Genomic DNA, 15,323 nt, shown 5'->3' with positions numbered 1-15,323 from the left:
ACATTACAATCACAAAAGTGTCAGTTCAAATTGTTTGGCTATCATTTTATGCGCTACTAGGTTAATAACATACTAAGATTAGGCGGCTAATCATCGACATTTATAAAAAATAGTCAACAGTAAAAATCATTTATAAAATACAGTTATTGATGCCGTCCGCAATCTATAAATATTTATGAATAATTATCCTAAAGTTATTTTCAGTTGTGTCGGTACCAATGTGTTGTTTTCTAACGTCATTTGTATATATGTTATCTTGGATAAAACCATAATAACAAAAAGGACTTAATGAGCGCGACCGATTATTAATTGACAGGATGCTCATTAATTGTAATCAATTCAAATTTATTATCACGCCAAGTAATCAAATCTCTTATAATGCGGACGTTAATATCGAGTAAGCCTTCTTTATATGCAGTACGATCCGAAAAATTCCATCAAAATTGCGCTCGCTGATATCGGCGTTGGTATGTTTGTTACCGCGATAGAGCACAACAAGCGCGTCAATTTAGCCAATGCAGGGCGGATATCTAGCCCTGAAGGCATTAAGAAGCTTGCTACAAGTGGCGTAAAGTATGTTTGGGTAGATCAAACATTATCTTCGCAGCAGTGTGTCTTCAAGCCTGTAGATGAATCAGCTGATGCCACTAAAGAGACGCGAGAGCAGAAACACTCCGATTTTAAGAGGGGTCAACGAGCTTATCGTTCGAGAGACATCCAACACAAGCGAGCCAAAAGGCTGATCGCCGAAGCAAAAGATTTGGCGCAAAAACTATTGAATCAAACTTTTGAAGGAAAAATCATAGAAGTTGATGAAGTAGAAGCTTGGGCTGACGATGTCATTGAAAGTGTTTTTATTGACTCAGATGCGTTGCAGTGTGTCTCTGCACTCCGAAAAAAAGACTCTTATTTATTGGAACACTCCGTCAATGTCGCTTGTCTTTTAGTGTCATTCGGTAAGTACTTGGGCTTGGATAAACCAACGCTAAAACAGCTTGCTGTAGGTGGCATTATTCATGATGTAGGTAAAATTAAAGTCGATGATAAGATCTTGCACAAGCCAGCGAAGCTAACGCCTGAAGAATTTGAACATATGAAGCTACATCAAGTGTTCGCAGGTGAGATTATCCTTCACGTAAAAGGGCTTAGTGAAGTAAGCCGTGATGTTTGTTTGATGCACCACGAGAAGTTAGATGGCAATGGTTATCCTAGAGGCTTGAAGGGGGATGAGATTCCAATTCACGGCCGTATGAGCTGTATTGTAGATATCTACGATGCGCTAACGGCTGATCGCTGTTACAAAAAAGGCATGAGTTCTGCGGAAGCGTTTAAAATCTTGTTGAGTCTAACGCCATTTCATTTAGACGCAGACTTAGTTTACAAATTCATTAATTGCATTGGGATGTACCCCGTAGGCTCCATTGTCGAATTGAACGATGGGCGTGTTGGTATTGTTTGGTCTTCAAATGAATCTCAAGCATTAAAGCCAGAAGTGAAATGTTTCTACTCCCGCAAGTATAAACGATACATTGATGTCACGATGGTGGACTTAAAAACGAGTGCGTACAAAATTGAAAGAGCGATCGCGCCTTCATCGTTAGAGATCGATCCTAAGCCTTTTTATGATTAAGAGAAATAGATAAGCTTATACAACAGGCTTTACACCCTTGCATGTAGAACGTATTTTATTTGCATAACTATCTATTAATTTTTTCTAAGTTATTTAGATGCAAGATGGTTATTAAGACCTCGGCTATCATGGATAGAAACCGGGCGATAAAATAGTTCTACACAATGGGCTATAAACCTCATTTTGCTGGAAGGGATGCCAATGCAAATAGATACATGGATTTTTTACACTCTTGCCATTCTCGTGCTCACTGCTTCACCAGGACCAAGCTCACTGTTGTGTTTGAGTAAAGGAGTGAGTAGTGGGTTTCGTATTGCTTTCATGACTGCGCTTGGCAGTTTGTCTGCGATTACGATCATCCTTACGCTCTCATTTACCGGGTTGGGAGTTGTCATTGCTTCATCTGAGTTAGTTTTTAATATTATCAAATGGTGTGGTGCCGCTTATTTAATCTGGTTAGGTATTCAAGCGTTGCGCTCATCTCAGAGAGATTTTAATAAAACGGCAACGACTCAAAGTTCCGCGACAGCGTTCAGCGCGTTCACTAGTGGTTTCATTGTTGGCGCTAGTAACCCCAAAGCGATAGTCTTTTTCACCGCTTTGTTTCCTCAATTCATTGAACCTTCCGCACCGCTACTGGCTCAATACGCGATTTTCGCGTCTACATTTGTGGTTTTTGAGCTTAGCTGGCTAACATTTTATGCATTGTTAGGGGTAAAAGCCTCCGATTGGTTGTTTGTCGCTGGAAGGGCGAAGTTGTTCAATCGTTTGACTGGTGGAGTATTTATTGGTGCAGGCGTGATGTTGTCGACGGCAAACCGATAAGTAAGACAGATTTCGGTACGCAGTTAGGTTTTCCCATATAGTAAGTTGGAATGCGCTAATTTAGCTTTGTCTTATTTCCAGAATGGAAATAGACGTTTTGTTTATTTTCATTAGTGGCAACAGCCAAGCAGGAGTAAAATCACGTTACTCTTTAGGGGTAGAGCTCGTATTTTGTCTTGTGGGCTTGTGGTTACTTTGTAGGAATATCTTAGATGACAAGCCTTTCTAAACTACAACAACGTTTTCTAGATATCGCGACCGACGTCCGTCTTTCTCCAAAACAGAAGTCGAGTTGTTTAGCTTTAGAGGCTGAAGCGTGCATTCCTTACATGACCGTATCTCCATCACTGAGACAAGCAATGGATGAAGGCATCATCTGCGATATGTTTGAAGGTCATGCACCGTTTAAACCTCGCTATGTGTTGCCTGATTACGCTAAATTTCTATCGCAAGGCTCAGACTATTTAGAGTTGTCTCCGGCTGATGATTTCGATGATGCGTTGAACATGCTGACCATCATTTACCATCATGTTCCTTCGGTAACGAACATTCCGGTTTACTTAGGCCAGTTAGATGATGTCTTGTTGCCTTACATAGGCGACCTAACAGAGAGCCAGATTTACAAAAAGTTAAAACATTTTTGGATCATGCTGGATCGCACATTGCCAGATGCGTTTATGCATGTGAATGTCGGACCGACAGACAACATTATTTGTCGCACTGTTTTAAAAGTAGATGCGGAGCTCAAGCAGATCGCACCGAATCTCACCTTTATGTACGACGAGACAGTTACACCTGATGATTTACTTCGTCAAGCGACACAGAACATTTGTGAATGCAGTAAACCGCATATTGCCAATTACCCAATGCACGCGAAAGCCTACAACGGCTCACGCTTTGGTATTGTAAGTTGCTACAACTCGCTTCCATTAGCAGGTGGCTCGAACACATTGGTGCGAATGAATTTAAAAGAAGTTGCAAAACGAGCATCAGACTGTAACGACTTCTTAAACAGTGCGTTGCCTTCTTACCATCGATTAATGGTCGAGCTCATAAACGCAAGAAGCACGCACTTGCATGAAAAATCGAACTTCTTTCAAGGCTTTTTGACGCAAGAAGGGTTGATAAAAGAGTCCTATTTCGCGCCAATGTATGGCGTTTACGGCATGGCCGAAGCGGTAAACCTTCTATTTGAAAAAGAAGGGCAAATAGGGCGATACGGAAAAAATGATCGAGCAAATACTTTTGCTCATGATGTTTCAGCAACACTGGCTAAACTGGTGGACTCAACCCCGGTGAAATATGGTTTAGATGGCAAAGCGCTCTTACATGCACAAGGCGGCATTAGCTTAGATCATGATGTTACGCCAGGTGTACGTCTGCCTTATGGTGCAGAGCCAGACGCTGTCACTTATGTACAAGCAACGGCGAAGCATCATCAGTATTATCGTGCGGGTATCAGCGATATTTTGACGATTGATGAAACGGTGAAATCTAACCCAGAAGCGATGTTCAATTTATGTAAAGGGGCACTAAATGCTGGTTATCGTGAGTTTACCGCGAATGTCACTTCAAATGACTTAATTCGCGTGACAGGCTACATGATCAAACTTTCAGATGTCGCGAAATATGATAAAGAAGGTTCGAGAACCAACACGACGTTTCTAGGTGCAGAAGCAGCAAAAAATACCAAAATTTTAGAACGCTCGCCACGTGTGGTGAGTCATGAAGTAACACCGACTTACACGCAGGCATAAGTTCGGTTTAGGAAAGAACAAGATGTCTAGACGAAGTGGAAGCCTTTTGGCAAAAGTCACTCGTATCCTTCCTTTCTCTTGTGTTGATGGGCCAGGAAATCGTCTAGTCATCTTTCTACAGGGTTGTAACTATCAGTGTTTGAACTGCCACAATCCTCACACGATAAACCATTGTAATCATTGTGGTGAGTGTGTGAGTGAATGTTCAGCAGGCGCATTGAAGTTCGACGAAAACAACAACGTTGTTTGGCTTAAAGAGGAGTGCACCCACTGCGATCATTGTATAGAGATATGTCAGAACCAATCTAATCCAAAAATTACTGACTACTCTGTAGTAACAATGCTCGATTTGATACGCAAGCATCGCTTTTTCATCAGTGGTGTTACAGTATCCGGTGGGGAATCTACCTTACAACTTCCTTTCATTATTGAGCTGTTTAAAGGGATAAAACAAGATCCTGAATTACGGCACCTCTCTTGTTTCATCGACAGTAACGGTTCTTTAGCGGTTGCTGGTTGGCAGCGTATTCTACCTTTTCTGGATGGCGCAATGATCGATTTGAAAGCGTGGCAGACGGAGACGCATCAGTGGCTAACTGGGCGTGATAATCATCGTGTATTTAAAACCCTTCAATACCTAGTTGAACACGAAAAATTGTACGAGGTCCGCTTACTGCATATTCCCCAAAAAAGTGATTTAGATATAGAAATCGTAGCAATTGGACGTTACTTGAGTACTCTTCCTGAATCGGTGCTTATCCGTTTAAATGCCTTTCAGCATCACGGAGTAGTGGGGGAGGCGTTAACTTGGGATACGTGCTCTCATCATGATATCGAACGCTTAAAATCAGAGCTTCGATGCTACGTGAGTAACCCTATCACAGTGCCGACAGTACTCACGTAGTACCGTTGTTTATCTATGCTTACGCATCACAGGCATCTAACATGGCGCAAGCGTCGAGTAATTGTTGCTGTAACCATTTTAAAGCGGGATCGTTTAAGCTCGCTTTGTTCCAAACGAGGCTGTAGGCTACTTGCCCGTAATCGAATGGAAGAGCTTGCTCAACCAAACCTTTTGCTTGCATTGCCGCTCTTGCCCAAAGCTTGGAGCATGTGAACAAGTAATCCGAGTGCTGACACATCACCGCAGCTGAACCAAAGTCGGCTACACGCATGGCCAAGTTTCGTTTTGAATGCCTTTGGGTGAGATTTTGCTCAAAATAAGGTTGTGACAGATCTTTATCATGAATACCGATGTGTCTTGCACAAAGGTAACTTTCAACAGATAAGGGTTGCTCAGCAAGTGGGTTCGATGCTCTCATTAAGCAAACCATTTCGTCTTTCAAAATGGTTTTCCAGACCAAGTCTTTATTTTGTGTGGGTGGTTGGCTGAGATCGTGAGGAAGCAACAAAAAATCTACTTGACCTCTTGCTAATGCATCGAAGCTCATTTCCTCTTTCGCATGGACATTCAAGTGCGCGTGATTGCTCAGTTGTTGGGACAAGTGCTGTAGAACTGGCGCAAAGAGCTCAAATGAACTTTCACGCATTGCTAATGAAAAACTACCTTGATAGTAAGCCGGATTGAAAGAGCCTTGATGTAATAATCCATTCATACTGGAGAGTATGCCATGGATTGATGGGCCTATATGCAGCGCAAATGCGGTCGGCACTAAGCGAGTGCCATCACGGTAAAAAAGGTCATCCTTTAGCGTTTCGCGCAACTGTCCGAGCGTTTTACTGACGCTCGATGGTGTTACACACAAGCGTTCTGCCGCAAGTGTGACGCTGTGAGTGGTTAACAACATATGTAAAACAGTTAGATGTTTAAGGCTTATACGCGAAAGAGCAATGTAGTCCATAAATAGCATGGTTTCTTATGATTTTTGGCAGTATATCAGCATGAAACAAATTTTTACTATTGTTTATCTCGGAAATACGCCTGTTTCTCTTTGAGCTCAATGCATTTAATGGGTTGCATAAGGATTGATGGTGCTTATAAGTCTAGAAATTTATCTTAGTTTTGTTGGACTTTAATGCTTTCATTTATTCAATTCTAAAGCTTCTATGTAATTTTAATCAATTTGGAGGAGTTGATTGATTTGTACACGAATTAAACTTGTTCCTTGTTAATTAAAATAGATATTGTTTTGTTGATTGTTTGGTGATTTACTCATGCTCCCTCAGTAACAAAGGTATAAATAATTAATGGACGACCCCTTTAGTCGACAAAACCCTTCACCATATGTCTTCTTATTATTGGAGACATGCTCATGCTAGAACTTTTTATGCAACCAGAAGCTTGGGCTATTTTCGCCACTTTGTTTGCGCTTGAAGTTGTCTTAGGCGTTGATAACGTCGTTTTTATCTCTGTCTTATGTGAAAGACTGCCGCTGCACCAACGTAAACTGGCAAGAAACCTTGGTATTGGTCTTGCTGTTATTGCTCGTATTGGTTTAGTGTTTTCAATCTCTTGGATCATGCAATTGACTCAACCGCTATTTTCTTTGGCGAACCAAGCGTTTACCGGAAGAGATGTCATCATGATTGCGGGTGGTGCATTCCTCTTGGCTAAAAGCCTGAAAGAGTTGTGGAGTTGGTTAAATCACAACGAGTCTGCTCACTCAACTCACGCCCGTACTGGTTTAGCGGTAGTTCTGTTGCAGATTGTTGCCGTGGATGCTGTATTCTCGATGGACTCGGTGATAACCGCCGTTGGTTTGACAAGTGATGTCCCACTTATGGTCGCAGCGATTGTTTCTTCTGCTATCGTGATGGTCATGACAGCAGAAAAAATCAATAACCTGGTGTCGTGTTACCCTGGTTTTAAGACACTTGCTTTGTTATTCCTCGTTTTGTTAGGTGGTTTATTGATGGCAGAAGGCTTCGAAATTCATATCAACAAAGGTTATGTGTATTTTGCGATGGCATTCGGCTTAATTCTGGAACTTTGTCATATCCAGTTAAAAAACAAACAACGCCCGACTATTAAACGTCTTAGTCCGTTGCGAGTTCATCCAACGAGATTAGAAGCTCGTCAATAATAAAAGATATTGCCGCTCATATGAGCGGCATTTTTATATTCGTCATCACCTATTTTTGCTCTCTTTTTATTTTGTTGTCGTTTCGACAAAAAATCGCATTTGTTGTGAGGTTGAAGATTTTTTATATAGACCGCCCAACTAATATGAGTGAACGACAATAATGGATAAAATGATCGATGCGTTAGCAACCCATGGCTACTACATCTGGGATGATTTTCTTTCTGAACAAGAAGTGGCTCAATTACGAGACTGCATTCCAAGTAACTGGAAAAAAGCGCGTATTGGTCGTAATGACGATGTGACTCGTATTGAGTCAATTCGAAGTGACAAAATTCAATGGTTATCGCCCAATATGGGGCACGCGGTTACTTCTTACTTAGATAAGATGGAAGAAATACGCCAAGAAGTGAACCGTCACTTGTTTCTGGGGCTTTTTGAGTATGAAGCTCACTTTGCCAAGTACGAGGAAGGGGATTTCTACCAAAAGCATCTAGATTGTTTTAAGGGCAATGAAAACCGTCGATTGACAACCGTTTTTTACATGAACGAATCTTGGACGGAAAAGGATGCAGGTGAATTGGTGGTTTACGATCTAAATGATAATAAGATAGCAACCATCCCTCCTCAATCGGGACGCTTACTTTTATTCTTATCTGAGCAATTCCCGCATGAGGTTTTACCGACCAATGCTGAGCGTTTCAGTATTGCAGGTTGGTTCAGAATCAATGGTGTGCGAGACAATGTACTTGATATTGCAAAATGATTGGTTTGCAACCAGCATAAAATCAGCAAAGGGCGTAGATACGCCCTTTATCGATTAAACATTAGTTGATAGCTCGTAACACTCGGTCATGTTTCGCTCTAGCACTGCATAGACGTCAGAACAAAGTTCTTGTTTAGCGACTTGCTCACCCATAATCGCGGCGATTTGTGCTTGAGCCATTCGTCCTCGGTAGGGCCGGTCCTGAGACAGAGCTTGAAAAACATCGGCAACCGCGACAATACGCGATGGTACATCGAGTTCGTCTCCTGTTTTATGATAAGGATAGCCAGAACCGTCCAAACGCTCGTGATGATTAGAGGCCCACTCCGCTATTTTAGCGTTGGGAAACACTTTGTGTAATGCGAGCTGAGTATCAATTGTATGGCGTTTAATACGCGTATACTCTTGTTTATTAAGAGAGCCTTCTTTATGAAGAATCTCATCTGGTGTTTTTAACTTTCCGATATCATGCACCAACCCAGCAATAAATAACATCTCTTGGTCGTGCTCACAAAACCCAAGCTTGATGGCTAGATACCGAGATAACTCCGCCACTTTTTGCGAATGTTGATAAGTAAATGGGCTTTTTGCGTCAACAATTCGAGCGATAAACATTCCCAAACTATTCATATCTTGGATGGTGAGCTGTTTTTGAAGCCAATCAATGCTTTTAAAGTTTAATCCGATGGTTTCTATATTTTCAGACTCCATCGCGAACCAAAATGCGTCGGTCATAACGAGCTTAACCATTGCCTTAGCCATGTCTGGATTAAACAAAGTTCCAGCGTTTGCCATGATGCATTCTGCAATTAGTTCTTCATGAAGTGTGACAATGTCACAGTGGCAGTTCATGACGTATTTGGAACGCATAAAATCGAGACGATCGGCTAAATAGAGTAGGGCAGCGACCTCTTTTTCAAAAGGCGGTAAATCAAGATATTTTAATTCACTCCAATGTGTATGGTGGTAAAGAACAGGTGTAGCAAACTGACGCAACAAACGACACTGCTTGAGGCTTCGGTATCCTCTTAAGCAATGTGTTTTTACATCTTGTGGCACCAACTCCTCAAGTAACATTTTATGTTCTTGTGTTTCGGAGACCCCACAATCGTGGATCATCCCTGCGAAGTAGCAAAACTCCGCTTTTTCTGGTTCCCAGTTCATGACCCGAGCACATTGGTAAGCGATGTAAGCGACACGATGGCTATGGTGCGTATCATCAACACCGACATAGTCGAGTGCTCGAGCAACCCAGATAAGTGCTTGTTTCAGATCGACTTCAAAGCCCATGTCCGTATGGGAATGGCAAGAATGATTCATGGTTTATACCGACATTGCTAATTAGCCCACGCTAAACCCAAATCAGAAGGTGATAGGAAAAATTGGGTACGACAGCGAATAGACCCCAAAAAGGTGGGCGTTTAGACATAGTTTTGATTATGGGCGGGATAATAATCCTAGTTGCATAATAATATCACCTGAAGCTCATGGTTAAGAGTCAGATATTTGAACTAAGTATAAGTTTTGAAAGATTATTGTTGCTCTTGTTGACTTATTTGAAAACGACAATAAATCATGATGTAACGCATTCTTATTTTTATTTTTGTAGATCGTGTTCGGGCTCAACCAGAGACACACGGTATTGATGTTTGATTAACAGAATTCATATTGTTGCTTTTGAAGGCAAAAAATAAGAAGACTTCTTCGAGGCTTGCTCTGTAACTAACAGAGTAATAGGGAAAGCAGCTTGTTAACTACATGACAATAGAGCGTCGTTGAAAACGTTTTCTCTGTAGCTCATGTCGTTGAGGAAAGATAATAAAATGGTACGGTTTCCCAGCGATGCTAGCCCTTTTAGTGAGATAAGTTTATTGAAAATGTGTGATTGCAAAGTAAGCATAGGTAGTAAAAGTAGCTAGAATGATAGCTCTAAATGAAAAGGATTTCGTATGTTGAAGCATCGTTTATATCGGACTTACACCGCAGGGTTAAAAATAGCAGCCCTTATCCTTCCTATGCCGAGACCAACCTTGTTTTCCGGCCCTGGTTCGATGAATGAGCTATTAGAATCGATGACCGAGCTGGGATTTAAACGCGTTTTGTTAGTTACCGACGAAGGGTTAGTCCAAGTCGGTATTGTAGATAAGGTGCTTGAGGCTGCAGCACAACTCGATTTACAGTTAGATGTTTTCTCGCAAGTTAAGCCCGATCCTACCTATGATCAGGTAGAGAGCGGTCTAGAGGCTTATCATCGTTTTCATTGTGAGGGCATATTAGCTTTGGGTGGCGGCTCTGCAATGGATTGTGCAAAAGTCATCGCTGCGAAAGTTACCAATAAACGGCCAATAAAAAAATTAGCTGGACTATTGAAGGTATGGCGAATGCCAGCGCCGCTTTTTGCTATTCCAACAACGGCTGGAACCGGAAGTGAAGTTACTATCGCTGCGGTCGTGTCAGATCCCTCCTCACACATTAAAACCCCTTTAATGGATCCAAAGTTGGTGCCACTAATGGCAGCTTTAGATGCGAATTTAATGATTGGTTTACCTCCTAAGATCACGGCTGATACTGGCGTTGATGCATTAACCCACGCTATTGAGGCCTATGTATCGAAAAACGCTACTCAAGAAACGATGGCTTATTCGGTTGCCGCTATTAAACTCATTTTTAAATATCTTCCTAGGGCTGTGATGCAAGGGGATGATGTCGAAGCTCGTCATAAAATGGCTATGGCATCCTATTACGCGGGTTTAGCATTTACCAAAGCGAGTTTGGGTTATGTTCATGCCTTTGCTCACACATTCGGTGCGAGATATGGAATACCTCATGGTATGGCAAACGGATTAGCCTTGTTGCCTGTGCTGCGCTTTTCATTATCAGAGATTGAGCCTCAACTAAGAAAGCTCGATGAGTTGACGGCCGAGGGGCAGTTAGGTAACGCAAGTGCTCAGCATTTTTTGGCGAATCTGGAGTCCTTGTTTTCAACTATTGATATTGAGCAAACCAGTGCGCTCATTCAACGTGAAGATGCTGATGCGCTTGTTGATTTAATTCTGAAAGAGGCGCACTGGAATTACCCTGTTCCCAAGTTCATGAACAGGGAAGAATGCACACAGTTATTGTTAAATATCAGCAAGTCGTAAATTATAGTTTACATGTGTGGTTTTTTATCCTTACACTTTGCTTGATCTTCTGCTAAAGATCCTACAATATCGACGGCAATACAAATATGGTGTTGGTTTCGGTCCGCCGTTGCCCGATCTAATACTGATAATTTCTAATAAAGTGTAAAGATTAATATACAATGAGTCGTTCTAAAGTATTCGGTAGTACGCTAATTATTGCGGGCACTACAATAGGCGCTGGTATGCTAGCGCTTCCACTTGCCTCTGCCGGCATTGGTTTTTCAACTTCAATTATCATCATGCTAGGTTTATGGGCTCTGATGGCTTTCACTGCCTTACTTATGCTTGAGCTTCATCAACATGCGGAGAGTAGTGCTACACTTCATACTTTGGCGAAACAGATCCTAGGTCAAAAAGGCAAGTGGGTGGCAAGTTTTGCGATGTTGTTTCTTTTCTACTCATTATGTGCAGCGTATATCGCTGGCGGTGGTGCTCAGTTCGGAGACCGCCTTGCACAATGGTTTGACCTCGATATTTCAGGGCCTACATCAACGATAATCTTTACCTTGATTGTGACTTTAGTTGTGACAGTGGGTACCGGTACGGTCGATAAAGTAAACCGAGTTCTGTTCGCGATGAAGCTCATTGCGATGGTTGCGGTGCTTTCTTTTCTTGCTCCAAACGTTACGGAATCTTACTTGTTAAGTATGCCAATCGAACAAGGCCTTGTTGTAGCGGCGATTCCGGTGATCTTTACTTCGTTTGGTTTCCACGGAAGTATACCTGCAATTGTGAATTACTTAGACGGTGACACTTCTTCTTTACGCAAAGCCGTTATTATTGGTTCGACGATTCCACTCGTTATTTATATCTTTTGGCAAATCGTGACGTTGGGTGTGGTTAGCCAAAGTACGCTTGTTGAGAACGGAGGGTTGAGCGCACTGATTGGTCAACTATCTCAGACAGTACACCAATCAAATTTGGGTAGCATTGTTGGTGTGTTTGCTGACTTGGCATTGTTGACATCGTTCCTTGGCGTGAGTTTGGGTCTATTCGAATTTTTGGGTGATACCATCAAAGGAAGTAACGATAAGCCTAATCGTTTGATTGCGGCACTAGTGACGTTTACTCCACCGCTAGGCTTCGCACTTTTCTATCCTCAAGGCTTTATTATGGCTTTGGGCTATGCAGCGATTGCCTTAGCGATTTTAGCCATCTTTTTGCCTTTGGTTATGGTGATCAAGGTTCGTAAATCGGATGATTTTACTGGGGAGTACCGCGTCGCTGGTGGTCAAGGTGCGCTAGTGATAACGGGCATTGCTGGCACTGGCATCGTATTAGCTCAGGTGTTAATTACGCTAGGTGTGCTTCCTGCTCTAGGCTAGTTGTTTAGAACGTTCTTTGAATAACCTCTAGTTACTGAATCCATCGTAATCAATCAGTATTGTTAGGCCAACGAGTTTTGCTCGTTGGCTTTTTTAATCTGGATCAAATTACCGTAAGATATCCGGTGAAAAAATTGGTAGAAATGTGCTTTTATTTCGTACACTTAAGTTGTGGTATATCGATAATTTAAGTGGAGAAAACCGCTCAAAATACCATTGAATTTGCAACACAATGAGCTTTTCTTGTTTCTCTGCTTTGGTGTGGAGGTGAAGCATGGCGCACCGGAGTTTTTACCCGTTTGCAAAACCGCTTAACGAGCAACTGCAAACGCTAAAAGGCAGGATGCAGGCGCACTTGCCATGTATTGATAGGGTGTCATTTGCAAAATATCACCCAGACCAAGATGTGCTCAAATCATTTGCAGAAAGTGAGTTTGACACTTGGTGTTTAGCCCATCACGAATCAGCATTCCGTAAACTCCACCACCTCAATATTGCCTCTAAAAACGCGGTTCCTCGTATCGTCGAAGACCTTCATGATATTAATCACTGTCCTCGGGTTCAAATTTTACTCAAACACGGATATCAGTCGTCGGCTGCTATTCCTTGTTATGACAACAAAGCTTTTACTGGTTTTGTATTTTTGAACTCCACTCAACGTGATGCGTTTAGTTTAGAAGCGCTGAATGGTCTTAAACCTTATTTCGAAATGATTCGATTTGCGGTTGAATCAGAAACTCAAGTAGTCAATGCGATAGAAACGCTAGCGAACCGAATACAATGTATGATGCCAGGCTACTCACCTGAGTATTACGCGCATACCAAACGCATGAAGTACTACAGCCAAATCATCGCGACGCAGTTAGCGGATCGTTATCACCTGAATGACGAAATGGTCGAAGATATTGGTATTTTTGCTCAGTTCCATTCGCTCGGTGATAGTCAGCTGCCAGTTGAAATTGCTAGCCGCCGAACAAATTACTCTCAAGAACAAGAGGCGATATTGATTCAACATATTGAGCGTTGTATCGATTCAGCGGATGACATAGTTGCCCGTATCGGAAATCCGGTTCACCCGAGTGTGACTTTGTTTTTGCAGATGGTTACTTATCAGTACGAAAACTTAAATGGCACTGGTTATCCTTATGGTTTAACCAATGATGATATACCAATCGCCGCGCAAATTACGGCTGTCGCGAATGCCTTTGATTTTATGACGACGCACCATCCGTACAGACAAGCGTGGTCCATCCCATACGCATTGTTAGAACTTGAAAAATGGGTATATCAGGGATGGTTATCTCGAGAATGTGTTGATGCTCTGCGAGAGCATCAAGGTTATATAAAGCAAATCATCCACAAATATCCCGAGCACTATACAGGCTTGGGGTTAATGTGAAGAGCAGTAACAAAGTTGAAATGTTGACGAGGAGGAATATTTAAACAATACTGTTTTTATATACAGTAATAAGTTTGGAGGTGAAGTATGTTGTGGGAAACCCTTGAAAGAGTAAACCGCTTACGCCAACAAGCACTTGCAAATCCTGAGTTTGTTGAGTCAGCAAAAGAGCACGAACAAGCACTTCAGGAGCAAGAATACCATTATCAAACTAAGAAAAAGCGTTCAGCCAAAGACAAACAAGGTAAAAAGTCGCTGGCCGATATCTATAAAGAAGTAGAGTTTGGCGCTGACGCTCGTCATTAATGTATTCACTGCGGCATTTTTCATTTCTTCATACGCTGCAGTATTCGTTCAAATTTATGCGAGAGCAGTGGGAGACCGCTGCTCTCGTTGACCTGCCTATAATTTACTAATGAAGTTCAGCAGAGCAAATTATCACTAACACTTAGCAATTCTCTCAATGATCTTGTTGATGTAATGATAATGACAACGGTTTGCATTTGTATCTTTGTTGTTATATAAAACCTCCCTTATTAATCGTTCTGTTGAATAAGAACGGCAAACGTGATCAACGAATGAGAGCTTTGAATAACTGTTATTCGTAAATGGCTATTAGGTGAAGTAGGGATGTTGGAAGCTAAAGCACTCCAGTTTGAGATTGAAGGCAAGTCATTGCTAAAAGCGTTTGATGTGACATTTGAACCCGGAAAAACATACGCTCTTGTTGGACACAATGGTTCAGGAAAATCCACATTGTTAAAGTTGCTGGCACAGCAACAGCCATACACCGCTGGTGACGTGGTTCTGCATGGAACGAGCATTAACGATCTCTCAGCGAAAAAATTCGCCCAACACATTGCCTACTTGCCTCAGTATCTTCCGGTGACCGACAGTATTTTAGGTCGAGATTTAGTCGGTTTTGGTCGTTATCCATGGCATGGTTTACTTGGACGTTTGAGTAAGAAAGATCACGACATTGTTGAAGAAGCAATGGCGTTGACAGGCACACTAAAATACGCAGATCGCTTAGTGGACACGTTATCTGGAGGAGAGCGTCAACGTGTGTGGCTAGCTATGCTGTTAGCCCAAAAAACCGAGTATTTGCTTCTTGATGAGCCTTTGTCTGCGCTAGATATCAGCCATCAAGTCGATATGTTGAAGCTTATCTCTAAACTCAGTCAAGAACTGGGCTTGGGCGTTATTATCGTATTACACGACATCAACTTGGCTGCACGATTTTGCGACTACATCGTTGCATTACATCAAGGTGATTTGATTGCACAAGGCAATGTTGAACAGGTGTTTACTGAACCTAAGTTGAGGGACATATATGGGATAGAGATGATGATCTCTGACCACCCTGCGGGTTATCCGGTGGCGATGCCAAGCTAA

General features: G+C 42.0%; 13 protein-coding genes. 11 read left to right on the top strand and 2 right to left on the bottom strand.

Annotated features, from left to right (window positions below; genetic code table 11):
- The first annotated feature begins 412 nt into the window (after positions 1 to 412).
- From R7E38_RS11085 to R7E38_RS11070, 4 genes are all read left to right on the top strand, one after another.
- Complete coding sequence (locus R7E38_RS11085; protein ID WP_225496836.1) at positions 413 to 1,630, top strand: HD-GYP domain-containing protein; 1,218 nt, start codon at positions 413 to 415, stop codon at positions 1,628 to 1,630.
- 201 nt (positions 1,631 to 1,831) lie between these two features.
- Positions 1,832 to 2,455: a LysE family translocator gene (locus R7E38_RS11080; RefSeq protein WP_158156333.1), complete on the top strand. Its 624-nt coding sequence runs from the start codon at positions 1,832 to 1,834 to the stop codon at positions 2,453 to 2,455.
- A gap of 212 nt (positions 2,456 to 2,667) precedes the next feature.
- Positions 2,668 to 4,212, top strand: coding sequence for a YjjI family glycine radical enzyme (locus tag R7E38_RS11075; RefSeq protein WP_225496838.1), 1,545 nt, complete (start codon positions 2,668 to 2,670; stop codon positions 4,210 to 4,212).
- A gap of 22 nt (positions 4,213 to 4,234) precedes the next feature.
- Positions 4,235 to 5,116, top strand: a complete 882-nt coding sequence (locus R7E38_RS11070; protein ID WP_193837397.1) for a YjjW family glycine radical enzyme activase — start codon at positions 4,235 to 4,237, stop codon at positions 5,114 to 5,116.
- A 19-nt stretch (positions 5,117 to 5,135) separates the two neighbouring features.
- On the opposite strand, the gene R7E38_RS11065 is transcribed toward R7E38_RS11070, so the two are convergent.
- A complete protein-coding gene (locus R7E38_RS11065; RefSeq protein WP_005377737.1) occupies positions 5,136 to 6,074 on the bottom strand; it encodes a LysR family transcriptional regulator in 939 nt (312 codons plus the stop codon).
- A 411-nt stretch (positions 6,075 to 6,485) separates the two neighbouring features.
- Between R7E38_RS11065 and R7E38_RS11060 the strand changes: the two genes are divergently transcribed.
- Complete coding sequence (locus tag R7E38_RS11060; protein WP_005377734.1) at positions 6,486 to 7,256, top strand: TerC family protein; 771 nt, start codon at positions 6,486 to 6,488, stop codon at positions 7,254 to 7,256.
- A 160-nt stretch (positions 7,257 to 7,416) separates the two neighbouring features.
- The gene (locus tag R7E38_RS11055; RefSeq protein WP_005377733.1) at positions 7,417 to 8,019 is read left to right on the top strand and encodes a 2OG-Fe(II) oxygenase; all 603 of its coding nucleotides are present in this window, start codon (positions 7,417 to 7,419) and stop codon (positions 8,017 to 8,019) included.
- Between the two features lie 54 nt (positions 8,020 to 8,073).
- Here R7E38_RS11055 and R7E38_RS11050 read toward each other — a convergent pair whose 3' ends face one another.
- Entirely contained in the window at positions 8,074 to 9,339 is a 1,266-nt protein-coding gene (locus R7E38_RS11050) for an HD domain-containing phosphohydrolase (protein WP_025766702.1), read from the bottom strand.
- 629 nt (positions 9,340 to 9,968) lie between these two features.
- Between R7E38_RS11050 and R7E38_RS11045 the strand changes: the two genes are divergently transcribed.
- The 5 genes from R7E38_RS11045 (at position 9,969) to R7E38_RS11025 (ending at position 15,323) form a co-directional block, all read left to right on the top strand.
- Positions 9,969 to 11,162 carry an iron-containing alcohol dehydrogenase gene (locus tag R7E38_RS11045; RefSeq protein ID WP_238852933.1) on the top strand — a complete coding sequence of 398 codons (1,194 nt, stop codon included), beginning with the start codon at positions 9,969 to 9,971 and terminating at the stop codon, positions 11,160 to 11,162.
- A gap of 161 nt (positions 11,163 to 11,323) precedes the next feature.
- Positions 11,324 to 12,529: an aromatic amino acid transport family protein gene (locus R7E38_RS11040; protein WP_017634024.1), complete on the top strand. Its 1,206-nt coding sequence runs from the start codon at positions 11,324 to 11,326 to the stop codon at positions 12,527 to 12,529.
- Positions 12,530 to 12,803: 274 nt separating this feature from the next.
- Positions 12,804 to 13,928, top strand: a complete 1,125-nt coding sequence (locus R7E38_RS11035; protein WP_226083629.1) for an HD-GYP domain-containing protein — start codon at positions 12,804 to 12,806, stop codon at positions 13,926 to 13,928.
- Positions 13,929 to 14,015: 87 nt separating this feature from the next.
- A complete protein-coding gene (locus R7E38_RS11030; RefSeq protein WP_005377723.1) occupies positions 14,016 to 14,234 on the top strand; it encodes a hypothetical protein in 219 nt (72 codons plus the stop codon).
- A 324-nt stretch (positions 14,235 to 14,558) separates the two neighbouring features.
- Positions 14,559 to 15,323, top strand: coding sequence for an ABC transporter ATP-binding protein (locus R7E38_RS11025; RefSeq protein WP_226083628.1), 765 nt, complete (start codon positions 14,559 to 14,561; stop codon positions 15,321 to 15,323).

Origin of the sequence: Vibrio sp. Vb2131, from assembly GCF_033338535.1 — a bacterium.
Taxonomy (GTDB): Bacteria; Pseudomonadota; Gammaproteobacteria; order Enterobacterales; family Vibrionaceae; genus Vibrio; species Vibrio alginolyticus.
The sequence above is the reverse complement of the archived record's forward strand: the minus strand, read 5'-3'. Positions and strand labels throughout refer to the sequence as shown.

What these genes read in the sequence shown, in the direction of transcription:
- R7E38_RS11085 (WP_225496836.1), top strand. Translation starts at nt 413, where the DNA reads ATGCAGTACGATCCGAAAAATTCCATCAAAATTGCGCTCGCTGATATC.
- R7E38_RS11080 (WP_158156333.1), top strand. Translation starts at nt 1,832, where the DNA reads ATGCAAATAGATACATGGATTTTTTACACTCTTGCCATTCTCGTGCTC.
- R7E38_RS11075 (WP_225496838.1), top strand. Translation starts at nt 2,668, where the DNA reads ATGACAAGCCTTTCTAAACTACAACAACGTTTTCTAGATATCGCGACC.
- R7E38_RS11070 (WP_193837397.1), top strand. Translation starts at nt 4,235, where the DNA reads ATGTCTAGACGAAGTGGAAGCCTTTTGGCAAAAGTCACTCGTATCCTT.
- R7E38_RS11065 (WP_005377737.1), bottom strand. Translation starts at nt 6,074, where the DNA reads ATGGACTACATTGCTCTTTCGCGTATAAGCCTTAAACATCTAACTGTT.
- R7E38_RS11060 (WP_005377734.1), top strand. Translation starts at nt 6,486, where the DNA reads ATGCTAGAACTTTTTATGCAACCAGAAGCTTGGGCTATTTTCGCCACT.
- R7E38_RS11055 (WP_005377733.1), top strand. Translation starts at nt 7,417, where the DNA reads ATGGATAAAATGATCGATGCGTTAGCAACCCATGGCTACTACATCTGG.
- R7E38_RS11050 (WP_025766702.1), bottom strand. Translation starts at nt 9,339, where the DNA reads ATGAATCATTCTTGCCATTCCCATACGGACATGGGCTTTGAAGTCGAT.
- R7E38_RS11045 (WP_238852933.1), top strand. Translation starts at nt 9,969, where the DNA reads ATGTTGAAGCATCGTTTATATCGGACTTACACCGCAGGGTTAAAAATA.
- R7E38_RS11040 (WP_017634024.1), top strand. Translation starts at nt 11,324, where the DNA reads ATGAGTCGTTCTAAAGTATTCGGTAGTACGCTAATTATTGCGGGCACT.
- R7E38_RS11035 (WP_226083629.1), top strand. Translation starts at nt 12,804, where the DNA reads ATGGCGCACCGGAGTTTTTACCCGTTTGCAAAACCGCTTAACGAGCAA.
- R7E38_RS11030 (WP_005377723.1), top strand. Translation starts at nt 14,016, where the DNA reads ATGTTGTGGGAAACCCTTGAAAGAGTAAACCGCTTACGCCAACAAGCA.
- R7E38_RS11025 (WP_226083628.1), top strand. Translation starts at nt 14,559, where the DNA reads ATGTTGGAAGCTAAAGCACTCCAGTTTGAGATTGAAGGCAAGTCATTG.